This is a genomic window from Duganella margarita, from assembly GCF_009857535.1.
Lineage (GTDB): Bacteria > Pseudomonadota > Gammaproteobacteria > Burkholderiales > Burkholderiaceae_D > Rugamonas > Rugamonas margarita.
Genome location: NZ_WWCS01000001.1, coordinates 328066 through 350053, shown reverse-complemented (window position 1 = coordinate 350053; position 21988 = coordinate 328066). Strand labels below are relative to the sequence as shown.

The 21988-nt window shown below is 61.2% G+C and carries 24 protein-coding genes and 1 tRNA gene; 17 read left to right on the top strand and 8 right to left on the bottom strand.

Annotation, left to right across the window (positions count from 1 at the left end; translation table 11 throughout):
- The first annotated feature begins 128 nt into the window (after positions 1–128).
- A complete protein-coding gene (locus GTP55_RS30315; RefSeq protein WP_161043253.1) occupies positions 129–359 on the top strand; it encodes a HigA family addiction module antitoxin in 231 nt (76 codons plus the stop codon).
- 70 nt (positions 360–429) lie between these two features.
- On the opposite strand, the gene GTP55_RS01700 is transcribed toward GTP55_RS30315, so the two are convergent.
- Positions 430–1101 carry a Crp/Fnr family transcriptional regulator gene (locus GTP55_RS01700; RefSeq protein WP_371868272.1) on the bottom strand — a complete coding sequence of 224 codons (672 nt, stop codon included), beginning with the start codon at positions 1099–1101 and terminating at the stop codon, positions 430–432.
- Between the two features lie 128 nt (positions 1102–1229).
- Here GTP55_RS01700 and GTP55_RS01695 point away from each other — a divergent pair, with 128 nt between their 5' ends.
- The 8 genes from GTP55_RS01695 (at position 1230) to GTP55_RS01660 (ending at position 10074) form a co-directional block, all read left to right on the top strand.
- Positions 1230–3176 (top strand): AMP-dependent synthetase/ligase, encoded by a 1947-nt coding sequence (locus GTP55_RS01695; RefSeq protein WP_202423476.1) that lies wholly within the window; start codon positions 1230–1232, stop codon positions 3174–3176.
- Between the two features lie 11 nt (positions 3177–3187).
- A complete protein-coding gene (locus tag GTP55_RS01690) occupies positions 3188–4021 on the top strand; it encodes an ABC transporter ATP-binding protein (protein ID WP_371868271.1) in 834 nt (277 codons plus the stop codon).
- A complete protein-coding gene (locus tag GTP55_RS01685) occupies positions 4018–4914 on the top strand; it encodes a branched-chain amino acid ABC transporter permease (protein ID WP_202423447.1) in 897 nt (298 codons plus the stop codon). The genes GTP55_RS01690 and GTP55_RS01685 overlap by 4 nt, the downstream gene beginning before the upstream one ends.
- 3 nt (positions 4915–4917) lie before the next feature.
- Complete coding sequence (locus GTP55_RS01680) at positions 4918–5976, top strand: branched-chain amino acid ABC transporter permease (RefSeq protein WP_161043249.1); 1059 nt, start codon at positions 4918–4920, stop codon at positions 5974–5976.
- Between the two features lie 21 nt (positions 5977–5997).
- Entirely contained in the window at positions 5998–7302 is a 1305-nt protein-coding gene (locus GTP55_RS01675) for an ABC transporter substrate-binding protein (protein ID WP_161043248.1), read from the top strand.
- Between the two features lie 90 nt (positions 7303–7392).
- Positions 7393–8196, top strand: a complete 804-nt coding sequence (locus tag GTP55_RS01670; protein WP_161043247.1) for an ABC transporter ATP-binding protein — start codon at positions 7393–7395, stop codon at positions 8194–8196.
- 8 nt (positions 8197–8204) lie between these two features.
- Complete coding sequence (locus tag GTP55_RS01665; RefSeq protein ID WP_202423445.1) at positions 8205–9467, top strand: phenylacetate--CoA ligase family protein; 1263 nt, start codon at positions 8205–8207, stop codon at positions 9465–9467.
- A gap of 37 nt (positions 9468–9504) precedes the next feature.
- Positions 9505–10074: a hypoxanthine-guanine phosphoribosyltransferase gene (locus GTP55_RS01660; protein WP_161043246.1), complete on the top strand. Its 570-nt coding sequence runs from the start codon at positions 9505–9507 to the stop codon at positions 10072–10074.
- On the opposite strand, the gene GTP55_RS01655 is transcribed toward GTP55_RS01660, so the two are convergent.
- On the bottom strand, positions 10071–11258 hold the full coding sequence (locus GTP55_RS01655; RefSeq protein WP_161043245.1) for a tetratricopeptide repeat protein: 1188 nt from the start codon (positions 11256–11258) through the stop codon (positions 10071–10073). The genes GTP55_RS01660 and GTP55_RS01655 overlap by 4 nt on opposite strands.
- Positions 11259–11326: 68 nt before the next feature.
- Here GTP55_RS01655 and GTP55_RS01650 point away from each other — a divergent pair, with 68 nt between their 5' ends.
- Positions 11327–12442, top strand: coding sequence for a helix-turn-helix transcriptional regulator (locus GTP55_RS01650; protein WP_161043244.1), 1116 nt, complete (start codon positions 11327–11329; stop codon positions 12440–12442).
- A gap of 77 nt (positions 12443–12519) precedes the next feature.
- Positions 12520–13983: an amidohydrolase family protein gene (locus tag GTP55_RS01645; protein WP_161043243.1), complete on the top strand. Its 1464-nt coding sequence runs from the start codon at positions 12520–12522 to the stop codon at positions 13981–13983.
- On the opposite strand, the gene GTP55_RS01640 is transcribed toward GTP55_RS01645, so the two are convergent.
- The 3 genes from GTP55_RS01640 to GTP55_RS01630 all read right to left on the bottom strand — a co-directional run bounded on the left by GTP55_RS01640 (position 13984) and on the right by GTP55_RS01630 (position 16148).
- A complete protein-coding gene (locus tag GTP55_RS01640) occupies positions 13984–14937 on the bottom strand; it encodes an NAD(P)H-dependent flavin oxidoreductase (RefSeq protein ID WP_161043242.1) in 954 nt (317 codons plus the stop codon). It abuts the gene before it with no gap.
- Between the two features lie 90 nt (positions 14938–15027).
- Positions 15028–15936, bottom strand: a complete 909-nt coding sequence (locus GTP55_RS01635) for an MBL fold metallo-hydrolase (protein ID WP_161043241.1) — start codon at positions 15934–15936, stop codon at positions 15028–15030.
- Positions 15933–16148: a DUF1289 domain-containing protein gene (locus GTP55_RS01630; protein WP_161043240.1), complete on the bottom strand. Its 216-nt coding sequence runs from the start codon at positions 16146–16148 to the stop codon at positions 15933–15935. The genes GTP55_RS01635 and GTP55_RS01630 overlap by 4 nt, the downstream gene beginning before the upstream one ends.
- Positions 16149–16236: 88 nt before the next feature.
- Between GTP55_RS01630 and GTP55_RS01625 the strand changes: the two genes are divergently transcribed.
- Positions 16237–16650, top strand: coding sequence for a ribbon-helix-helix domain-containing protein (locus tag GTP55_RS01625; protein ID WP_161043239.1), 414 nt, complete (start codon positions 16237–16239; stop codon positions 16648–16650).
- Positions 16651–16682: 32 nt separating this feature from the next.
- Entirely contained in the window at positions 16683–17813 is a 1131-nt protein-coding gene (locus GTP55_RS01620) for an extracellular catalytic domain type 1 short-chain-length polyhydroxyalkanoate depolymerase (protein ID WP_161043404.1), read from the top strand.
- Here GTP55_RS01620 and GTP55_RS01615 read toward each other — a convergent pair whose 3' ends face one another.
- Positions 17814–18278, bottom strand: a complete 465-nt coding sequence (locus GTP55_RS01615; protein ID WP_161043238.1) for a coiled-coil domain-containing protein — start codon at positions 18276–18278, stop codon at positions 17814–17816. It lies immediately after the preceding gene.
- A gap of 20 nt (positions 18279–18298) precedes the next feature.
- A complete protein-coding gene (locus GTP55_RS01610) occupies positions 18299–18517 on the bottom strand; it encodes a cysteine-rich CWC family protein (protein WP_161043237.1) in 219 nt (72 codons plus the stop codon).
- Between the two features lie 114 nt (positions 18518–18631).
- Between GTP55_RS01610 and argB the strand changes: the two genes are divergently transcribed.
- Positions 18632–19558 carry an acetylglutamate kinase gene (argB, locus tag GTP55_RS01605; RefSeq protein WP_110846081.1) on the top strand — a complete coding sequence of 309 codons (927 nt, stop codon included), beginning with the start codon at positions 18632–18634 and terminating at the stop codon, positions 19556–19558.
- Between the two features lie 47 nt (positions 19559–19605).
- Positions 19606–19680 (top strand) — tRNA-Thr (locus GTP55_RS01600).
- 36 nt (positions 19681–19716) lie between these two features.
- Here the strand turns inward: GTP55_RS01600 and GTP55_RS01595 are convergent.
- A complete protein-coding gene (locus GTP55_RS01595; RefSeq protein WP_229257691.1) occupies positions 19717–20589 on the bottom strand; it encodes a TraB/GumN family protein in 873 nt (290 codons plus the stop codon).
- 65 nt (positions 20590–20654) lie between these two features.
- Between GTP55_RS01595 and GTP55_RS01590 the strand changes: the two genes are divergently transcribed.
- Both GTP55_RS01590 and slmA read left to right on the top strand, forming a co-directional pair.
- Entirely contained in the window at positions 20655–21380 is a 726-nt protein-coding gene (locus GTP55_RS01590) for an HAD-IA family hydrolase (RefSeq protein WP_161043235.1), read from the top strand.
- A gap of 30 nt (positions 21381–21410) precedes the next feature.
- Complete coding sequence (slmA, locus tag GTP55_RS01585; protein ID WP_161043234.1) at positions 21411–21986, top strand: nucleoid occlusion factor SlmA; 576 nt, start codon at positions 21411–21413, stop codon at positions 21984–21986.
- The last annotated feature ends 2 nt before the right edge of the window (positions 21987–21988 follow it).

The window sequence follows — 21988 nt, the reverse complement described above, 5'->3', positions numbered from 1 at the left end:
ATTACATGATCTGTCGCTAAACGACTGGGGTAGCGGAATGTTTAAATGGCTCAGCTTGTTGTGTTAACAACGCGGGTCTATATTGATCATGATCGTCTCATTCCGCCACAAGGGATTACGCAAGTTTTATGAGACCGGCACATTGGCTGGGAAAGCCAAGCAAAACTAGCGCTCGAAAATTTGCTTCGCAATTAGGTGTGTCGCCGTCCACTATCAATCGAATTTTAAATGGTCAATCCAGAATCACGCCTGCGATGGCTGAGCGTATTTCGAAATTAGTGAATCTATCACCGGCAAGCTTACTGACCCTTCAGGAGATGCAGGACCGCTGGCAGGAGCGGCTGCGCAATGCGGCTTGACGGAGCTGTCGTGCCTGGATTTGGCGAGTACATGCCAATAATTGGCATAAGCTCGGCAAAAAAAATGCCGCTAAGCCTCATAACGCCGTAGTCCCTCCAGATCCAGAATACGGATGCCGCCATAATCCAGGCTGAGCAATCCCTGCTTCTCCAACAGCTGCAAAGCCTGATTCGCGCGCTGACGCGAGGCGCCGGATAATAATCCCAACTCCTCCTGCGATATATGTACGATCTTATCCAGGCTCGGATATAAATGCGCATGATATAAAGACGCCAGACAGCGCGCCACCCGCGTATCCGGATTCAATAACCGGTCATTTTCCACCGTGCCGATAAACTGGCCCAGCCGTTCATTTAACTGCATCAGCAAGAACCGGCTAAATGGCAGGCTATTATTCAGCAGCCACATAAACGTCGCCGCCGGCATGCGCGCAATGCGGCTATCGCGCAACGCCATCGCATCATATTTAAGCACTTCGTTTTTTAACACCGTGCCCTCGCCAAACCAGCCACCCGGCGGCACGCCGGTAAACGTCACGCTTTTACCAGTGGAAGAGAAATTATTCATCTTGACCAGGCCGTCGATAATCCCCAGCCAATTCTCGACCATTTCCCCTTTGCGGCAGACATAACCGCCTTTCGGCACAAACGTTTCAAACGTATCAGCCTCCACGCGCGCCATTTGTTCCGGCGTCAAGTCTTTAGCCCAGATCGCTGAACGCAACGCTGCCTGCAAAGTCATTTGATCTCGATCAGACATTTTTGCGATGCACCATAGAAAAGTCTGTGAATTGTCGTCGAAAAGACAACTGGCCACCCCGTGGCAAGTTAATATCATCACACAAAAAAACAAAACAGCAACAGGAGACACTGGTGCAAAAAGAACACGAGACCTTCCCTCGGCGCCTGCTCGCGCACGGCCAGGAGCGGCCGGGGAAACCCGCGTTTCGCGAAAAGCATCTGGGCATCTGGCAGAGCTGGAACTGGGCCCAGGTCAACGACGAAGTACGCGCGCTCGCCTGCGGTCTCGCCGCGCTGGGCTTCCAGCGCGGCATGAACCTGGCCATCGTCGGCGACAACCGGCCGCGCTTATATTGGGCGATGCTGGCCGCCCAATGCCTGGGCGGCGTGCCGGTGCCGCTGTACCAGGATGCGCCCGCCGCGGACATGGCCTACGTGCTGGACAACGCCGACATCCACTACGCCATCGTCGAAGACCAGGAACAGGTCGATAAATTACTGGAATTGCAATCCCTGTACCCGCACATCCGCCACATCGCCTACGACGACGAACGCGGCATGCGCCACTATCGCCAGGCCGGCCTGCTGTCCTGCGCCCGCCTGCAGGAGATGGGCCGCGCCTGGGATCTGGCCCATCCGGGCTTTTTTGACGCCCAGGTGGCCGAAGGCCGCGGCAGCGACAACGCCATCATCCTGTACACCTCCGGCACCACCGGCAAGCCGAAAGGCGTGTGTCAGACCCACGCCGCGCTGACGGCGGCCGGCACCGGCGGCGTCGGTTTCGAAAAGCTGACCGACGCCGAAGACATCCTGTCCTACCTGCCGATGGCGTGGGTGGGCGACTGTTTATTCTCGTTCGCCCAGGCGATGAGCGCCGGCTTCACCGTCAACTGCCCGGAATCCGGCGAAACCGTGATGACCGACATGCGCGAGATCGGCCCGACCTATTACTTTGCCCCGCCGCGCGTGTTCGAGAACATGCTGACCACCGTGATGATACGCATGGAGGACGCCGGCGCCGTCAAACGCCGCATGTTCCACTACTTTATGGCGGTGGCGCGGCGCTGCGGTGCTCAAATATTAGACAACAAGCCGGTACCGCTGGCCGACCGCCTGCGCTACGCCGCCGGCAAGCTGCTGGTCTACGGCCCGCTGAAAAATGTGTTGGGCATGTCGCGCATCCGCGTCGCCTACACTGCCGGCGCGGCGATCGGGCCGGATTTGTTCCGCTTCTACCGCTCCATCGGCGTCAATCTGAAGCAGTTCTACGGCTCCACCGAAACCTGCGCCTACATTTGTCTGCAGCCGGACGGCCAGATTAAATTCGACAGCGTCGGCCTGCCGGCGCCGGGTGTCGAGGTCAAGCTGGCCGACAACGGCGAAGTGCTGGTCAAGTCGCCAACCTTGATGGACTGTTACTACAAGCGCCCCGACGCCACCAGCGAAGCGATCGACGCCCAGGGCTACTTTCACACCGGCGACGCCGGCCTGTTCGACGCCGACGGCCACCTGAAGATCATCGATCGCGCCGCCGACGTAGGTCGCATGAACAGCGGCGCCATCTTCGCCCCTAACTACGTCGAGAACAAACTCAAGTTCTTCCCGTTTATCAAAGAGGCGGTGGTGTTCGGCCACCAGCGCGACGAGGTCTGCGCCTTCATCAACATCGATATCGAGGCTGTGGGTAACTGGGCGGAACGCCGCAGCATCGCCTATTCCGGCTACACCGACCTGGCCGCACATCCCGCCGTATATGGGCTGGTGCGCGACTGCATTGAGCAGGTCAACGCCGACCTGGCCGCCGAGCCGGCGATGAGCGACACGCAAATCCACCGCTACCTGGTGCTGCACAAGGAGCTCGATCCCGACGACGACGAACTGACGCGCACACGCAAGGTGCGCCGCAAGTTCATCGCCGAAAAGTACGCGGTGCTGATCGAGGCGCTCTACAGCGGCCAGACCTCGCAGTACATCGAGACGCAAGTGAAGTTTGAAGATGGCCGCACCGGCCTGGTGGCGGCGGACCTGAAGATCGAAGCGTGCAAGACCTACCCTGCCATACAGGCAGCGGCATGACGGAGGCCCAGATGCAAATGAACGAGCCAGAGGCACACTTCGGCGCAGGCGCAGTTACAGCAAGACGGGAGACCGGGCCGGTGATCCTCGACCTGAACAACATCTCGTTGTCCTTCGGCGGCGTGCGCGCGCTGACTGACATTTCCTTCGACGTGCGCCAGCACGAAATCCGCGCCATCATCGGCCCGAACGGCGCCGGCAAAAGCTCGATGCTCAACGTGATCAACGGCGTGTATCGCCCGCAGCAAGGACAGATCACCTATCGCGGCGAAGTACGCAAGAATATGGACTGCCACGCCGCCGCCAAATCCGGCATCGCCCGCACCTTCCAGAATATCGCGCTGTTCAAGGGCATGACGGTGTTGGACAACATCATGACCGGCCGTAATCTCAAGATGAAATCCAATTTTCTGATGCAGGCGCTGTACTGGGGACCGGCGCGGCGCGAAGAAATCGCCCACCGCATCAAGGCCGAAGAGATCATCGATTTTCTGGAGATTCAAGCCATCCGCAAGACGCCGGTGGGCCGCCTGCCTTACGGCCTGCAAAAGCGCGTGGAACTGGGCCGCGCACTGGCCGCCGAGCCGGAAATCCTGCTGCTGGACGAACCGATGGCCGGCATGAACGTCGAAGAAAAACAGGATATGTGCCGCTTCATCCTCGACGTCAACGACCAATTCGGCACCACCATCGTGCTGATCGAGCATGATATGGGCGTGGTGATGGATATCTCCGACCGCGTGGTGGTGCTCGACTACGGCAAGAAAATCGGCGACGGCACGCCGGACGAAGTGCGCTGCAACCAGGACGTGATCAACGCTTACCTCGGAGTGGCCTGTTCATGAATTTCTTCTTCGAGGTGCTGATTGGTGGCCTGCTATCCGGCGTGATGTACGCGCTGGTGGCGATTGGCTTTGTGCTGATCTACAAAGCTTCCGGCGTGTTCAATTTTGCGCAGGGTGCGATGGTGTACTTCGCCGCACTGACCTGCGTTGGCGTGATGGACAAGCTGGGCGTGTCGCTGTGGATCGCATTGCCGATCACGGTGGCGGTGATGATCGTGCTCGGACTGGCGATAGAACGCGTGGTGCTGCGGCCACTGGTCAACCAGCCGGAAATCACGCTGTTCATGGCGACCATCGGCCTGGCCTTCTTCATTGAAGGGCTGGCGCAGTTGATGTTCGGCGCGCAGGTGCGCAAGCTGGAGCTGCCGATCGAGGACGTGCCGTCGCAGTACCTGATGGACCACTACAACATCCTCGTCTCGCAATTCGACATCATGGCCGCTGCGGTGTGCGGCCTGCTGGTGACGACGCTGGCCCTGCTGTTCTCGAAAACCAAAGTGGGCCGCGCACTGCGCGCGGTGGCGGACGATCACCAGGCCGCGCTGGCGGTCGGCATTCCGTTGCAGCGCATCTGGGCCGTGCTGTGGGCAGTGGCCGGCATCGTGGCGCTGGTGGCGGGCCTGCTGTGGGGCGCGCGCAATGGCGTGCAGTTCGCGCTGACGTTTGTGGCGCTGAAGGCGCTGCCGGTGCTGATCCTCGGCGGCTTTACCTCCATGCCCGGGGCGATCGTCGGCGGCCTGCTGATCGGCGCTTCCGAAAAACTGGCCGAGGTGTACATCGGCCCGATGGTCGGCGGCGGCATCGAGGGCTGGTTCCCTTACGTGCTGGCCCTGTTGTTCCTGCTGGTGCGGCCGGAAGGGCTGTTCGGCGAAAAAATCATCCGGAGGATCTGAGCGATGCTTTACCGCGAAGCAGGACAGTTCAAGACCAGCTATCAGGCCGATGGCCAGATCTTCCCCATCATGCAGGACCGCATCGCGCTGCTGACACTGCTGGCTGTCGCCATCGTGTTTGTGCCGCTGCTGGCGTCACCGTATGTGCTGTCGGCGATATTGATACCGTTTCTGATTTTTGCGCTGGCCGCGATCGGCCTGAATATCCTGACCGGCTACGCGGGTCAGCTGTCGCTTGGCACGGCGGCCTTCATGGCGGTCGGCGCGTTCGCGTCGTATAACTTCATCCTGCGCATTCCCGGCTTACCGGTGCTGGTGGCGTTTGTGCTGGGTGGTTTGAGTGCGGCGCTGGTAGGCATCGCCTTCGGCCTGCCGTCGCTGCGCATCCGCGGCTTCTATCTGGCTGCCGCCACGCTGGCCACGCAGTTCTTCGTGGTCTGGTGCCTGACCAAGATTCCCTATCTGACCAACTACAGCACCTCCGGCGTGATCACTGCGCAGCCCATCGTCATCTTCGGCTACAACTTCGACACGCCGGACCGCAAATACCTGCTGGTGCTGGCGGTGGTGGCGGTGATGGCGCTGCTGGCCAAGAACATGATTCGCTCCAACGTCGGCCGCTCGTGGATGGCGGTGCGCGACATGGACGTGGCGGCCGAAGTGATAGGCTTCCGCCTGATGCGCACCAAGCTGCTGGCGTTTGCTGTCAGCTCGTTCTACTGCGGCGTGGCAGGCGCGCTGTATGCCTATGCCTACCTGGGCACGGTGGAGCCGGAAGCCTACAACCTCGATCTGTCTTTTCGCATCCTGTTCATGATCATCATCGGCGGCGTCGGTTCGGTGCTCGGTTCCTTCCTCGGCGCAGCGTTTATCGTGCTGCTGCCGGTGCTGCTGAATGTCATCGCACACAGTCTTGCGCTGCCGACCAGCGTGGCCTCAAATCTGGAGCTGATGGTGTTTGGTGCGCTGATTATTTTCTTCTTGATCGTCGAGCCGCACGGCTTGGCGCGTTTGTGGCAGATAGGTAAAGAGAAATTGCGTCTGTGGCCGTTCCCTCACTAAAAAAATACAGGAGACAAGTCTATGAAACGCTTTGCATCCATCATCGCCGTGGTTCTACTAGCCGCCAGCGGCGCGGCCATCGCGCAGCCTGCGGAACAGTACATCGCCCTGCCCTCCTACCGCGTAGGCCCCTATGCGGCGGGCGGTTCAGGATTTTATGGCGGCATTATCGACTACTTCAATCTGGTCAATCTGTCAGGCGGCGTGAATGGCGTGAAGATTTCGTGGGAAGAGTGCGAGACTGAATACAATCCGTCGCGCGGCGTGGAATGCTACGAGCGTTTGAAGACCAAGAACGGTGGCGCAACCCTGGTAGAGCCGCTATCCACCGGCGTCGCTTACGGCATACTTGACCGCCTGGCTGTGGATAAGATTCCGATGACGATGATCGGCTACGGCCGTTCGGACGCCGCCAACGGCAAAGTCTTCCCATACGTCTTCCCGCTGATTACCAGCTACTGGAACCAGGCCGCCGCCATGATCAAGTATCTCGGCGACAAGGAAGGCGGTATGGCCAGGCTGAAAGGCAAGAAGATCGTCCATCTGTACCACGACTCGGCATTCGGCAAGGAGCCCTTGCCGGTACTGGAAGCCTTGTCCAAGCAGTACGGCTTTGAGCTGATCAAGATTCCCGTCACGCCGCCTGGCAGCGAGCAGCAGTCGCAATGGCTGCAAATCCGCCAGGCCAAGCCGGACCATGTGATCCTGTGGGGCTGGGGCTCGATGAATGCAGTCGCCATCAAGACCGCGCAACGCAACGGCTTCCCACGCGAGAAAATCCTCGGCGTGTGGTGGGCCGGCTCGGAAGAAGATACCGTGCCGACAGGCGATGCGGCCAAAGGCTACAGCGCCATGACCTTCAACACGCCGGGCAATTACCCGGTGATGGACGAGATCCGCAAAAAACTCTACGACGCCGGCAAAGGCAACATGGCCGATCCCGCCCGCATCGGCAGCGTGTACCACATGCGCGGCGTCAGCGCGGCGATCCTGTGGGTGGAGGCGATGCGCACCGCGCAGGAAAAATTCGGCAAGGGCAAGCGCATCACCGGCGAGCAAATGCGCTGGGGCCTGGAGAACCTGAACGTGGACGAGGCGCGCCAGAAAGCCATCGGCGCCTTCGGCATGCTGCCGGTGGTGAAGACCAGTTGCGACGATCATGAAGGTTCGGGCGCGGTGAAAGTGCAGCAATGGGATGGCAAGAAGTGGAACGCCATCACGCCAAACTGGATCGTCGGCGACAAGGCGCTGACCCGCAAGCTGCTGGAAGAAAGCTCCGCAGCCTACGCGGCCGAGAAGAAAATCACACCAGCATGCATCAAGTAACCCCCGTCATTCCCGCGCAGGCGGGAATCCATGCTGACTAAGCAAACAACCGTTCTATGGATTCCCGCGTGCGCGGGAATGACGACTAATATGACTCCTTATCTGTCTGTGAATAACGTCGAAGTTATCTACGACCACGTCATCCTGGTGCTGAAAGGCGTATCGCTGCAAGTCCCTCAGGGGAAAATCGTCGCCCTGCTGGGCGCCAACGGCGCCGGCAAGTCCACCACGCTGAAGACCATCTCCACCCTGCTGCGCGGCGAGCGTGGTGACGTCACCAAAGGCGAAGTCCAGTTCAAGGGCGAACGCATCGACCAGCTGACGCCCAATGAACTGGTACGGCGCGGCCTGTCGCAAGTGATGGAAGGCCGCCACTGCTTCGGCCACCTGACCATCGAAGAAAACCTGCTGACCGGCGCCTACACGCGCAGTACCTCCCGTTCAGAACTGAAGGCATCGCTGGAAAAGGTCTATTACTACTTCCCACGCTTGCGCGAGCGCCGCAGCAGCCAGGCCGGCTACACCTCCGGCGGCGAACAGCAGATGTGCGCCATCGGCCGCGCGCTGATGGCCAAGCCCTCCATGATTTTGCTCGACGAGCCATCGATGGGCATCGCGCCGCAAATCGTCGAAGAGATCTTCGGCATCGTCAGGGATTTGAACAGCAAGGAAAACGTCTCCTTCCTGCTGGCCGAACAAAACACCAGCATCGCCTTGCGCTACGCGGACTTTGGCTACATCCTGGAAAACGGCCGCGTGGTGATGGAAGGCGCGGCTGCCGACCTGGCCTGCAATGAAGACGTAAAAGAGTTCTATCTCGGCGTCTCCGGCGCCGGCCGCAAGAGCTTCCGCGACATGAAATTTTACCGGCGCCGCAAGCGCTGGCTGGCATAAGGATGGTTATGACCGATACCCTCGACAGCCTGGAAGCACGCCCACCCGAACAGCGCGAACGCGATCTGATGGCGCGCCTGCCGCAACTGGTCGCGCGCGCCAAAGCGGCGGCGGGATGGTCGCGCATCCTGCAGAACGTCAACGCCGTGGACATCAACAGCCGCGCGGCGCTGGCCACGCTGCCGGTCACGCGCAAGTCCGAGCTGCACGAGCTGCAAACGCAGCACGCGCCGTTTGGCGGCTTGAATACTACACCGGTCGGCCAGCTGGCGCGCGTGTACATCTCGCCCGGCCCCATCTTCGATCCGGAGGGACGCGGCCAGGACTGGTGGCGTTTCGCACGGCCGATGTACGCGGCGGGCGTGCGCGCCGGCGGCCTGCTGCAGAACTGCTTCGCCTATCACTTCACGCCTGCGGCCTTCATGGTTGAAGGCGGCGCTGCGCGGCTTGGCTGCGCGGTGATCCCCGCCGGCAGCGGCCAGACCGAGATGCAGGTGCAAGCCATCCACGCGCTGCGGCCGGACACCTATGTCGGCACGCCATCCTTCCTGAAGATCATCATCGAGAAAGCGCACGAGATGGGCGTGGACATCAGCAGTATCAAGCAGGCGCTGGTCAGCGCCGAGGCGCTGCCCGAATCTCTGCGCACCTGGTTTGGCGAGCATGGCGTGCCGGGCGTACTGCAGCTCTATGCGTCCGCCGACATCGGCAGCATCGCCTACGAAACGTGCAGCGGCGGCATACGCGATCCCGGCATGGTGCTGGACGAAGACCTGATCATGGAAATCGTTCGTCCTGGCAGCGGCGATCCCGTACCTGCTGGCGAAGTGGGCGAGGTAGTGGTCACCGTATTCAATCCGGACTACCCGCTGATCCGCTTCGCCACCGGCGACCTGTCGGCCATCCTGACCAATGCGCCGCCGTCGCCGTGCGGCCGCACCAACACCCGCATCAAGGGCTGGCTGGGACGCGCCGACCAGACCACCAAGATCCGAGGCATGTTCGTGCATCCGTCGCAGGTGCATGACATCGCGCGCCACCATCCGGAGATTGTAAAGGCGCGGCTGGTGGTCTCCGGCCACATTGCGCAGGAGGCGATGACGCTGCATTGCGAGGTGGCCGATCCCGCCAGCGCTAACAGCACCACCTGCGCCGCCATCATCGAATCGATCCGCAAGCTGACCAAACTGCGTGGCGAGGTGCGGTTTGTCGCCATCGGCAGCCTGCCCAATGACGGCAAGGTAATCGCAGACGTCCGCGATTACCAGTAAAATATCGTCCTTCACACGTTTGTTTAATATAAAGACCATGCAAGACTTCCACCACAACCGCGCCCGTGCCCTGATGGAGAGCGCCGAAGAACTGTACTCCAAGCACGACGTCGACACCGCCGTCACCGCGATGGCCGATACGCTCAACGCCCGCTACGACCGTCCGGACAGCGAAGAATTCCCGCTGGTGCTGGGCGTGATGGGCGGCGCCGTGGTCTTCACCGGCAACCTGCTGCCGCAGCTGACCTTCCCGCTCGAATTCGACTACATCCACGTCAGCCGCTACGGCGACGAAGACAAGGGCGGCGAAGTGGTCTGGAAAGTGGTGCCGCGCTCGAACGTCAGCGGCCGCACCGTGATCGTGCTGGATGATATTCTGGACGAAGGCGAAACGCTGGCTCACGTCAAACAGCGCCTGCTGGACATGGGCGCCAAGGAAGTGATCCTGGCGGTGTTTGCCGATAAAGCCATCGGCAAGGCCAAGCCGGTGCAGGCCGATATCGTCGGCATCACCATCCCCAACCGCTTCGTGGTCGGCTTCGGCATGGACGCTTACGGCTACTGGCGCAATCTGCCCGGCCTGTGGGCGATCAATAACGAAGGCTAAGGACGCAGCGCGTAGGTATTGACGAATTTGCGGATGCCGTTCGGGTTGGCTTTTTTCCACGCTTCGAATTCAGCGCGCCAGGACTCCCGGTACTGCAACAGCATCAGCCCCGTTTCCAGCTGATTGGCCTTGGCCAGCATGCGGATATTCAGCAGCGCGGGATCCTGGATATCCTGGCCGCCGCTGGCCACCACTTCGTCAATCACCTGCAGCGCCGCGCGCCACGACGCCACTTCAATCGCAAACGGCTGGTCGGCGACTTTGTCCTGCAGGTTCTTCTGACGCGCATTTACTTCAAAGGTGGCGTACGCCAGCCACATCGCGCCATCGGCCACCATCTTGCCGCTGTTGCCACTGAATTCGGAATCCAGGTTGATGACGAACTTGCCGTTGGCATCCAGCTTCACGCTGGCCTTGCGCTGGAGGTGTAACGCGGTCATCGGGTAACCCACCTTGCTGCGCAATGCTGCCAGCTTGTCCCAGGTCGGCAACTGGTTCGGTTGCGCCGCGATGCCGCTGAACAGCGCCGCCTCCGCTGCGCTCAACTTGCCCTGCCACAGCAACGCATCCGACAGAAAGCGCCAGGCCTGGCCATTCAGCGGCTCGATCTCGGTCGCTTTGCGGAAATGCTCCTCCGCTTCCGGCCATTTTTTCTGCGCAAAGAAACTATCGCCGGCGTTCACCTCGGCGGTGGAATATAAGGGATCCAGCCGCGCCGATTCCTCATATTTGACCAGCGCTTCCGCCGGTTTGCCGGCCTGGAACAACACCTCGCCTTCCTGCATGGCCTTCCATGCGGCGGGGGTCGGCACGTGCAGCGGCGCTGGTTTATCGTCCAACAAGATGCGCAGCACTTCCTGCGCCAGCGGATCATCCGGGCCCAGCGTCAGCGCCTGGCGCGCCACCGATTCGGACTGCTGGCGCAGCCGGATCTTGGCGTCACCCTGTGCCTGCGATGCCGCCGCCATCAGTACATTGGCAATGCCGGACAACGGTTCCGATGCGCCAGGGTCCGCCTTGGCCGCCTCCTGGTACTTGGCGATGGCGTCCTTGTATTTGCCCTGCGCAAACAACGACGTCCCTTCCTGCTGCAACGGTGCCGCAGCAGCATTTGGTTTTACAGACGCCTGGCTGGCGGCGCACACCAGCGCTAACAACAGAGATGCTGCACGTACAGTTTTCATCGTTATCCTCCGCAATATTGAGTGAATTGTAATTGCTTTGGATTGCTAAAAATGTCAGGATTTGTATCATGGTGAATACAATTGCTTCCTGGCTGTTCCTGGCCGCTATTGCCCAGGCGGTTTTTCTCAGCATCGCGCTGCTCAATCCGCGCCAGCCCGAAATGCGCACGGCGAACCGGCTGCTGTCGGCGCTGCTGCTGATTTTTTCAGCCATCATCGGCCATGCGTGGCTCGGGCTGAATCATCTGTATCGCGTCTATCCGCACAGCGCGCTGGCCATCGTCACGCTGGGGCTGGCGGTGGGGCCGCTGCTGTATCTTTACCTGCACGCCATGCTGTCCGACCAGCCGCTGGGCCGCCGCGCCTGGCTGCATTTCGTCCCGTTTGCGGTCGCCACGCTCGGCATGCTGCCCTTCTACTTGCGGTCGGCTGACGAAAAACTGGCATGGATGCGCCAATGGCATGGCTGGCCATGGTATCTGCGGCTGGCGGCGGTGGCAAAGCTGTTGATCCTGCTCTTCTACCTGCGCGCCAGCGTGCGCCTGGTGCGTCGTGTGCCGGCCGATTCAGAACTGGTGGGCGGCCTGCGCCGACTGATGCGCCTGTGGCTGGTGAGCGGGGCGCTGAGCGTCGTCGCGGTGGCAATGGCCGCGCTCGATATCGACTCGCCGCTGTCGGTAGAAATGGTGGACGGTGGCGCCTTGATCGTGTTCGTCTTCGCCACCGCCTACACGGCGATGCGTCTGCCGCTTGGCTACCGGCCGCGCACGTTGCCGCCAGCGCCGGTTGCTGCGGCCAAGCCGCGCTACGCCGACAAACAGTTATCCACAGCCGACCGCGACGCCTTCCTGGCCCGCCTGCAAGCCTGCATGGAACAGGATCAGCCCTATCGCAATGGCGAACTGAAGCTGGAGGACCTGGCCGCGCAGGTCGCCATGACACCGCACGAACTTTCCCAGCTGATCAATGAACATTGCGGCGCCAATTTCGCCGATTACCTCAACCGCTACCGCGTGGATGCCCTCAAAACCACGCTGCGCGACCCGCAACTGGCCGGCACCAGTATACTTGACCTGTCGCTGATCGCCGGATTTAACAGCAAAAGCGCGATGAACCGCACATTTAAAAAATTCACCGGCGTCACGCCGGGCGAGTACCGCGACCAGGCCAGAACACCCGCCTAGCGCGTGCCAAATCATCATTTGCGACGCAAACCGGGGCGTGGCACGGCAGACTGGGGCATCACAACAAGGAGCCCAGCATGAAATTGCCTCACCTGATAGCCAGCCTGATGATTTGCGCACCGGCCATGGCCGGTCAAACCTGGATCACCAACGTCAAACTGATCTCGCCGGAAAAACTCGACCGCATCGAAAGCGGCAGTGTGCTGATCGATAACGACCGCATCGTCCGGGTCGAGCGTGGCACCGGCGGCAAAACACCGCCAGGCGCCGCCCGCATCGACGGCAAGGGCTACTACCTGACGCCTGGCCTGATCGATTCCCACGTCCACCTGTTTGCCGTGCCCGGCATGAGCTTCGAGCAGGCCGACCACATGCAGACCATGGCCAAGGAGTATTTCGCGCAGATGCCGCGCTCCTACCTCTACTACGGCTATACCACCGTGATCGATCTGGCGGCTGGCAGCCGCGAATTCATCGACCGCGTCAAAGCCATGCCGCGCCATCCGGACATCTATGACTGCGGCCCGCCGCTGGTGTTCGCCAACGGCTATCCATCATCGTACGCACCTATCGAACATCGCTTTGAGACGTTTTCCAATTTCATTTACGACCCGGCCCAGGCCGACAAGATTCCCGCCCGCTATAAACCGGAAGACTACACCCCGGCCAAAGGCGTGGCGCGCGCCAAGGCGGATGGCGCCATCTGCGTCAAGACCCACTACGAACACGGTTTTGGAGCCCAGCACAACCTGCCCGTGATGAGTCCGGCCGTCTACGGCGAGGTGCGCGCGGCGGCCACCAAGGATGGCCTGACGCTGGTGACGCACGGGAATTCATTCGAGGCGCAAACCTTCGCGGTCAACGGTGGCGTCGACGTGCTGGCCCATGGCATGTGGCACTGGGGTGCACTGAACAATTCGCCGGAGTTACCAGACGAAATCAAGCAATTGCTGGATAAAATCGTCGAACGCAATATTGGCTACCAACCGACCATGCAAGTGCTGTACGGCCTGCGCGCGTATGTCGATCCGGAATATCTGAACACGCCGGTGCTGTCCAAGCTGCTGCCGCCTGCCATGCTGGCGTGGCTGAAGACGCCCGAAGGCAACTGGTTCAAGGAAGAAGTAGCCGAAGAAGGCGAAACCGACGAAACCGTCCGCAAGAATATGGAGGCGCCGTTGCGCCGCCAGCGCCAGGTGGTTGCCTATTTGGCGAGCAAGAATGCGAATTTCCTGTTTGCCACCGACACGCCGTCCTCGCCCACCTACGGCAATATTCCGGGACTGAACGGCTATCTGGAGATGCAGGATCTGCGCAACGCCGGCCTGTCGCTGGCGCAGCTTTTCAAGGCCGCCACCATCAACAATGCCCGCGCCTTCCATCTTGAACAAGACCTGGGCAGCATCGAGCCGGGCAAAGTGGCCAATCTGGTGCTGATGAAGGAGTCGCCGCTGCAAGACGTCCGTGCCTACGATACGGTGGACACCGTCTGGGTGCGCGGCAAGCCGATGGCGCGCGAAAGCCTCGCCGTCGGCCTGTAATTACAACGCCAGACGGGCGCGGGCGGCGTCGTACTCGCGCTTCAGGCGTTCGACCATTTCGGCCGTCGATGGAATGTCGTCCATCAGGCCCACGCCCTGGCCGGCGCCCCAGATGTCGCGCCAGGCTTTGGCGCTGCTGGAACCGAAGTTCATGGCGGTCTTGTCGGCGGTTGGCAGCGCATCCGGATCGAGGCCGGCGGCGACGATGGATTTTTTCAGGTAATTACCGTGAACGCCGGTGAACAGGTTCGAATAGATGATATCCGCCGCCGTCGATTCAACAATCGCCTCGCGGTAGCCGTCGCTGACATTGGATTCCTTGGTCGCCAGCCAGCGCGAGCCGATGTAGGCAAAGTCGGCGCCCATGGCCTGCGCCGCCAAGATGGCGTCGCCGGTAGCGATCGAGCCAGACAGTGCAATCGGACCTTTAAAGAACTTGCGCACTTCGCCCACCAGCGCAAACGGCGACAGCGTGCCAGCATGGCCGCCGGCGCCGCTGGCCACCAGGATCAGGCCGTCGACGCCCGCTTCCAGCGCTTTTTCAGCGTGGCGGATCGAGACGATGTCGTGCAGCACGATGCCACCATAGCTGTGAATCGCGTCCAGCATCTCTTTCGGCGGCGCGCGCAGCGACGAGATGATGATTGGAATCTGGTGCTTCACGCATACTTCGACGTCATGCGCCAGACGGTCGTTGGACTGATGGACGATCTGGTTGACGGCGATCGGGCCGACGCGCTTGTCCGGATTGGCAGCCTGAAACTCGGCCAGCTCTTTTTGCAGATCGGTCAGCCACACATCCAGCATCTCGGCCGGACGCGCGTTCAGCGCCGGGAACGAGCCAACGATGCCGGCCTTGCACTGGGCCGCCACCAGCGCCGGTCCACTGGCGATGAACATCGGGGAGGCGATGACGGGAAGGGTGAGGTTTTGCAGGACTGCAGGCAAGGTCATGGCGTACTCGCTGACGTGAGTTAATCGGTGCCGATGATTATAGATCGGAAATAGTACGATCGTGCCGAAACTAGATCCACCCCTCTACATTTATTCGTTAAGTAAGTACTCACCATCGATGCGCGCCGCTACGCTGCGTACCAGTTGGCTCACGGCCCAGCGGCCAAGGTCTTCCGGCGTCTGCTTGAGGAAGTTGTTGTTGGCGGCGGCAAACACCGGCATCGAGGTCAGCAGCACGGGTACATCAGCCAGCGCAATCCGCTGACGCTCCAGCAGCAGGAACTTGAGCAGTACCTTCAGCGCGTTCTGCGCATTGCGTACCGGATCGGCGGCCAGGTACTCCAGCCGGGACCGCGCGCGCGCCAGTGCGCCGGCCACGTCGGTGAATGGCGCGCCGTGGCCGGGGATGACGGTCCGCACGTCCAGGCCGGCGATCAGGTCCAGCGTGGCGCGCTCTTCGGCAAAGCCGGGCTCGCCTTCCAGCTCGGGGAAGATGACGCCGAAGCCGTTTTCCCACAGCGCGTCGGCGGACACCAGCACCTTTTCCTGCGGACAGTAAAAAATCAGCGAATGCGGGTCGTGGCCGGGGGCGCCCAGCGCCTGCCACTCCATGTCGGCCAGCGTCAGCACGTCGCCGGGGGCGATGGTGGCGTCGAAGGTGAAGCGGTCGCAACGCTGGCCGGTGGCCTTGAAACTCAGCGCCTCCACGTCCCAGTGCCGCACCTTGTCGGCCTCCGCCACGGGAATCGACGTCTGGCAGCCGAAGTGGGCTTGCAGGATGGCGTTGCCGCCGCAGTGGTCGGAATGCAGGTGGGTGTTGAGAATCTGGTCCAGATGGCGGCCGCGCAGCACGTGGCGCACCAGTTCCAGCGTCTGCGGCGCGTGGCTGACGTAGCCGGTATCGATGATGGCCGTATCGTGGCGGCCCAGCAACATGATGTTGTTGGACGACAGCCAGCCCCGTTCCAGCACCTGTATCGAATCCGGCAGCGCGCTCATAGCTCCTCGTCGTCGAAACGGAGGGTTTGGCGCCGCAGCGGCAATTCCGTCCACACGGCGCGTTTGTAATCGTCGTCGGCCTTGCCCCAGGCGATGATTTCGTCAATGGTCCGCAGGCAGCCCATGCAATATTGGCGCTCCATGTCCATCTTGCACAAACTGACACAAGGGGATGGCACCGGCGCGGGGATTAAGTTAGTTGCATCACTCATGGCCCCATTATGCCGCGAAGCCGCTTGACTTGGGGGCGCATCGGCGTAGACTTACCATCCATATAGATGGTAATCAGATGGAGACACTGTGGCCAAGCAAGAAATCAAGCTGAAGACTGCCGAATCAGAAAAAATCACCATCAATCTGGGCCCGATCGACTTGGGACAGATTGACCTGCTGGTACAGGAAGGGTTTTACTCAAACCGTACCGATCTGATACGCACGGCAATCCGCAATCAGCTGAACCAGCACGCCGAGGTGGTCAAGCAGACCGTGGCGCGCAAGAGCCTGGTCCTGGGCATGCAGCATTACTCGCGCGCCGACCTGGAAGCAATCCAGGCGGCCGGGCAACGGCTGCAAATCCAGGTCCTGGGCCTGGCCAGCATCGCCAGCGACGTTTCGGTCGAACTGGCGCTGGCGACAATCGAATCCATTTTTGTACTCGGCTCGCTGCATGCCAGCACGGTTCTCAAGACTGCACTGGCGACGCGCATCCATTAAGGAGTGCCATGAAACTCAATTTTTTAACGCAAATGCGCGAAGCTGCGCAACAGATACTCAACAAGGGCGTCCACCTGCATCGTCCGGCCGCCAAGCCGACCATGCGCGATATTAACCCGCCGCCGCCAAACGCAGCGCCGTCCACGCCGGAGCCGGAAGCGGCGCCGGCACGCGGCCAGGCGCCGAATCCGGCCACGCATCCGGCCGAGTACGCGCAGGACATGCTCAACCGCATGGGCATCAAGCTCGATTTGCAGGCCAACCTGGACCGCGCCATCGATCTCGGTTCGCTGCATTCGCCCACTTCGGCGCCGATGCCGGAAGGGGCGCAATTTATCCGCAGCAGCTACAGCAACCACGCCGGCATGCGCAACTACAAGCTGTACATTCCGTCGAGCTATCACGGCCAGGCCATGCCGCTGCTGGTAATGCTGCACGGCTGCACGCAGAATCCCGACGACTTCGCGGCCGGCACGCAGATGAATCAGGTGGCGGAGGAAATGGGCTTTTTCGTGGCCTATCCTGAACAACCGGCCAACGCCAACCACTCCAAGTGCTGGAACTGGTTCAACGCCATCGACCAGCAGCGCGGACAGGGCGAGCCATCCATCATCGCCGGCATTGCGCGGCAGGTCATCGACGAGTATCCGGTTAATGAACGCCAGGTGTATGTGGCGGGCCTGTCGGCCGGGGGCGCCATGGCGGTAATCGTCGGCACGCTGTATCCGGAATTGTTTGCGGCAGTGGGCGTGCATTCGGGATTGCCGTTTGCATCGGCGCAGGATTTGCCGTCGGCGCTGTCGGCCATGAAGCGCGGCGCCAAGAGTGCGGGCAAGGCCGGCGACGGGTCGCAGCCGATTATCGTGTTTCATGGCGATAGCGACACCACCGTTAATCCGCGCAATGGCGAGCAGGTGATTGAGCAGCGGCTGCATCACCATCGGGGCGCGCGGCCGTCGGTGCAGTCGGGCGCGGTGCCGAATGGCTACCGCTACACGCAAACCACGCACACCAAGCCGGACGGCACGCCGCTGGGCGAACACTGGGTAGTCCACGGCGCCGGCCACGCCTGGTCGGGCGGCAGCGCCTCCGGCAGCTACACCGACGCCAAAGGCCCCGACGCCAGCCGCGAAATGCTGCGCTTCTTCAGCACGGTGGCCTGATCAGATAGCGCCGGCAACCCGCAAAATCAGGCCCACGACCGTGACCACGTTAGTAATCATCAGCCCGGCCATCCAGAACACCAGCCTGTCGATTCGGTTGCTCAGATGGTCGATCCGATTGCTCAGTTGGTCGAATCGATTATTCTGATGCTCGATTCGCTGGTCCTGGCGATCTATCGAGTGTTCGAGTTGTTCCGCCGTAGTTGCCAGCAAACGCTCAAACCTTTCCGCTGTCGTTGCTGCGGATTGATCGATGCGGGCCATTGTTTCTTTTCGGACGTCATCGATCCTGTCGCGCAGAGAGGCAAACTCAGCCATCATGGCCTGATGCTGTGTTTCCTGTGCGCGCTGCAAGGACAGTAGCGCGCTGGTGACGTTGTCCATTTGGGTCTCCAGCCGCACGATGCGGGCGATGTGGCCATCGTCTGCCGCGCCACCTAGGTTGTCAAGCGAGGTCTGGTTCATGTCAGCGCTCCCGGTGAGGGTTATGCGCTATTGTCTGGGGCTGCTGCCGGGGGCGTTTGAGGGTGATCAATGATGTGCTGGCGCAGGCAGTCCGGGCACCAGCAACTGGCGCCGGCGGCCGTCGGCACCGGCAGCGCGGCCGGCAAATAGGTGCACCAGCATGGTGGCGCGGGCACGGCGGGATCGGCGTCCTGCATGGCGCAGGAGAACTGCGCGCCGCAGCGGGAACAGGTACTCATGGCTTCAGCGTATCGGAGCTTCCAGGAAATTACAACCGGATGGCCCTATAATGCGTGCTTGAGTGCAGCCCGAGGCTGTAAAATTGCGCCCAAATTCTTCTTACCGGAATCGCCATGACCCAACTGACCAATCTGAACCTAGGCAATGACGCCGACGACCTGACCGCTGTTGAACCACGGATCAAGGCGCAAATTCTGGCTGAAGCGCTCCCCTACATCCGTAATTACCACGGTAAAACCATCGTCATCAAATACGGCGGCAACGCCATGACCGACGAACGCCTGAAACACGGCTTCGCCCGCGATGTCATTTTGCTCAAACTGGTCGGCATGAATCCGGTCGTGGTGCACGGCGGCGGTCCGCAGATCGACAACGCGCTGAAAAAAATCGGCAAGCAAGGCACCTTCGTGCAAGGCATGCGCATCACCGACGAAGAAACCATGGAAGTGGTGGAGTGGGTGCTGGGCGGCGAAGTCCAGCAGGACATCGTGATGTTGATTAATCACTATGGCGGCCAGGCAGTCGGCCTGACCGGCAAGGATGGCGGCCTGATCCGCGCCCGCAAGATGGCCATGCCGGATAAAGAAAACCCGGGCCAGACGCTGGACATCGGCTTCGTCGGCGAAATCGAAGCGATCAACCCGGCAGTCGTCAAAGCGCTGCAGGACGACGCCTTCATCCCGATCATCTCGCCGATCGGCTTCGGCCAGGACGGCCAGGCCTACAACATCAATGCCGACGTCGTCGCAGGCAAGATCGCGGAAATCCTGAAAGCCGAAAAGCTGATCATGATGACCAACATCGCCGGCGTGCAGGACAAGCAGGGCAACCTGGTGACCGACCTGTCGGCGCGCGAGATCGACGAAATGTTCGCCGATGGCACGATTTCCGGCGGCATGCTGCCTAAAATTTCATCAGCCCTGGATGCGGCCAAGTCCGGCGTCAATACCGTGCACATCATTGATGGACGAATTGAGCACTCTTTGTTGCTCGAAGTCTTGACCGAACAAGCATTTGGCACTATGATCCGGTCTCACTGAAAAAAAGGCGGTCTCGCCGGCAGTCGGTGAAACCGCCACATTTGTATGCCCTTTTAGCTCAGTGGTAGAGCACTCCCTTGGTAAGGGAGAGGCCACGTGTTCAATCCACGTAAAGGGCACCACTTCTCGCAGCACCCTTCCCTGCAGTTAGCTCCCTCCTAGTACAACCGTTCCACGCTCAATCCGCGTTTGCGCAGCAATTCCGGCACGCTTCCTTTGCCGATCAGGTGCAACACGCCAATCGCCGCCACACTGTTGTTTTCACGCGCCATCAATTTGACCATGCCGTCGGCCAGCGCTGGATTGCGACCGTCCAGCAGTTCCTTCTGCACAAAGCGGCCGGAGAAGGTATCGTCCTGTTCCGCCTTCAGCGCCAGCGCATCGAGCGCTTTCACATCGGCATGACGCCACGCCTCGGCGATCTCGCGCGCCTGGTCGGCCTGCTCCTTGTCCTCGATGCCGGCGATGGCCTCCTGCAGGAACACCAGCTGCTCAGCCGCCGTCATCTTGTCGAACAATGACATCTGGCTGTCCACCGATTCCAGCTCGACCACTTTCTGGCCCGCCTCGTGCGCCTGCTGCGACAGGTGCGCATCCACCGCCAGCGCCGCGTCATAACCCTGCGCCGCAAACTCGCTCACCGTCAGCACGCTGGCCAGCAACCACGGCTTCATCGACGCCACCGCTTCCGGCGCGATGTTGTACTGCTTGAGCAGCCTGGCCAGGCGCGCGCGCCATTCCGGCGTCAGGCCCGAACTGCCTTTAGCGCTCATGCCGTACTGCTGCACCGCGCGCGCCAGTTTTTGCTGATCGGCCAGCGGATCGATTTCCAGCGCCAGCACCGGCGCTTTTTTCAGCAGGCCGGCCAGACGCGGCTCCAGCGGATAAAAATCCCTGGCGCCGACGTGGATGGTGCCGAACAAATACAGCGTGTGGCCATTCTGCTGCACCTTGAACAGCGCGCCGCGGTTGGGCGTGCCGTTTGGCGTCGCGCCCTGCTCGGCCGCCACCGCCGGACCGAGGGCAAACAAGAACAAACTACAGAACAACACTATAATCTGGCGGCGCATTCGTGACCTTTACTGATAGAGATGACGTGAATATTACTCGCTCCACACCCGTCTGGCTGTTTGATCTTGATAACACCCTGCACAACGCCTCGCACGCCATCTTCCCGGCCATCATGTCGGGCATGAACGCGTATCTGGCGCGGCTGCTGGGCGACGGCGTCACACCCGCCAGCGACGAGCTGGTGAACGCCACCCGCACCCGCTACTGGCAGCGCTACGGCGCCACCACGCTGGGCGTGGTCAAGCACCACGGTGTCAAGGCCGCGCACTTTCTGGAAGAAACCCACCGCTTCGATGACCTCAACGCGATGATCCGCGCCGAGCGCGGACTGCGCCAGCTGCTGCGCCGCCTGCCCGGCCGCAAAATTTTGCTGACCAATGCGCCGCACCGCTATTCGTCGCAAGTGCTGCGCCATCTGGGCTTGCAGCGCCAGTTCCAGCACCACATCGCGGTGGAAGCGATGACGGTGCACCGCCACATGCGGCCCAAGCCGTCGAAGCTGATGCTGCAACGGCTGATGCGCCGCCATCAGCTCACGCCGGGCCGCTGCATCCTGGTGGAAGACACGCTGGCCAACCTGCGCAGCGCGCACCAGCTGGGCATGCGTACCGCGTGGATCACGCAATACCTGACCATCGGCGACACCGCCGGCCTGGCCCATCCACAAAAACGACTGATTCGCCCCGCTTATGTCGATGTCAAAGTAAAATCTGTCAGGAACCTGCCGTCACGCCTGCACCAGTTGCGCTGACCCTCCCTTTTATTTAACCCGCGAGATCATATGGCAAGCACACCGCCGGGCCAGCGCCGTTTGCAAATTCTCCAGGCGCTGGCGGGAATGCTGGAACAACCCAAGGGCGACAAGATCACCACCGCTGCGCTGGCGCGCAAGCTGGCGTTTTCCGAAGCCGCCCTGTACCGGCATTTCGCCAGCAAGGCGCAGATGTTCGAGGGACTGATCGAGTTCATCGAATCGAGCGTGTTCGGCCTGATCAACCAGATCGCCGAGCGCCAGCAAGACGGCATGGCGCAGGCGCGCGACATCGTCGCCATGCTGCTCAACTTCGCCAGCCAGAATCCCGGCATGACGCGGGTGCTGATCGGCGAGGCGCTGGTCAACGAAGACGAGCGCCTGCAACTGCGCATGAACCAGTTCTATGACCGGGTGGAGCTGGCGTTGAAGCAGGCCCTGCGCGTCGCCGCCAGCGAAGGCCAGGCGCACGAAGCCGACGCCACCGCGCGCGCGGCGATGCTGACCAGCTTCGTCATCGGCCGCTGGCACCGTTACGCCAAGAGCGGTTTCAAAAACAATCCGTCGCAGGATGCGGCGCTGCACATCACACTGTTGTTATCGTAAGT

Coding starts and splice junctions, on each gene's coding strand:
- GTP55_RS01690 (WP_371868271.1), top strand. CDS start 3,188: ATGCAAATGAACGAGCCAGAGGCACACTTCGGCGCAGGCGCAGTTACA.
- GTP55_RS01640 (WP_161043242.1), bottom strand. CDS start 14,937: ATGACCTTGCCTGCAGTCCTGCAAAACCTCACCCTTCCCGTCATCGCC.
- GTP55_RS01660 (WP_161043246.1), top strand. CDS start 9,505: ATGCAAGACTTCCACCACAACCGCGCCCGTGCCCTGATGGAGAGCGCC.
- GTP55_RS01685 (WP_202423447.1), top strand. CDS start 4,018: ATGAATTTCTTCTTCGAGGTGCTGATTGGTGGCCTGCTATCCGGCGTG.
- GTP55_RS01610 (WP_161043237.1), bottom strand. CDS start 18,517: ATGAGTACCTGTTCCCGCTGCGGCGCGCAGTTCTCCTGCGCCATGCAG.
- GTP55_RS01650 (WP_161043244.1), top strand. CDS start 11,327: ATGGTGAATACAATTGCTTCCTGGCTGTTCCTGGCCGCTATTGCCCAG.
- GTP55_RS01670 (WP_161043247.1), top strand. CDS start 7,393: ATGACTCCTTATCTGTCTGTGAATAACGTCGAAGTTATCTACGACCAC.
- GTP55_RS01700 (WP_371868272.1), bottom strand. CDS start 1,101: ATGACTTTGCAGGCAGCGTTGCGTTCAGCGATCTGGGCTAAAGACTTG.
- GTP55_RS01630 (WP_161043240.1), bottom strand. CDS start 16,148: ATGAGTGATGCAACTAACTTAATCCCCGCGCCGGTGCCATCCCCTTGT.
- GTP55_RS01655 (WP_161043245.1), bottom strand. CDS start 11,258: ATGAAAACTGTACGTGCAGCATCTCTGTTGTTAGCGCTGGTGTGCGCC.
- argB (WP_110846081.1), top strand. CDS start 18,632: ATGACCCAACTGACCAATCTGAACCTAGGCAATGACGCCGACGACCTG.
- GTP55_RS01675 (WP_161043248.1), top strand. CDS start 5,998: ATGAAACGCTTTGCATCCATCATCGCCGTGGTTCTACTAGCCGCCAGC.
- slmA (WP_161043234.1), top strand. CDS start 21,411: ATGGCAAGCACACCGCCGGGCCAGCGCCGTTTGCAAATTCTCCAGGCG.
- GTP55_RS01615 (WP_161043238.1), bottom strand. CDS start 18,278: ATGAACCAGACCTCGCTTGACAACCTAGGTGGCGCGGCAGACGATGGC.
- GTP55_RS01665 (WP_202423445.1), top strand. CDS start 8,205: ATGACCGATACCCTCGACAGCCTGGAAGCACGCCCACCCGAACAGCGC.
- GTP55_RS01680 (WP_161043249.1), top strand. CDS start 4,918: ATGCTTTACCGCGAAGCAGGACAGTTCAAGACCAGCTATCAGGCCGAT.
- GTP55_RS01645 (WP_161043243.1), top strand. CDS start 12,520: ATGAAATTGCCTCACCTGATAGCCAGCCTGATGATTTGCGCACCGGCC.
- GTP55_RS30315 (WP_161043253.1), top strand. CDS start 129: ATGAGACCGGCACATTGGCTGGGAAAGCCAAGCAAAACTAGCGCTCGA.
- GTP55_RS01635 (WP_161043241.1), bottom strand. CDS start 15,936: ATGAGCGCGCTGCCGGATTCGATACAGGTGCTGGAACGGGGCTGGCTG.
- GTP55_RS01620 (WP_161043404.1), top strand. CDS start 16,683: ATGCGCGAAGCTGCGCAACAGATACTCAACAAGGGCGTCCACCTGCAT.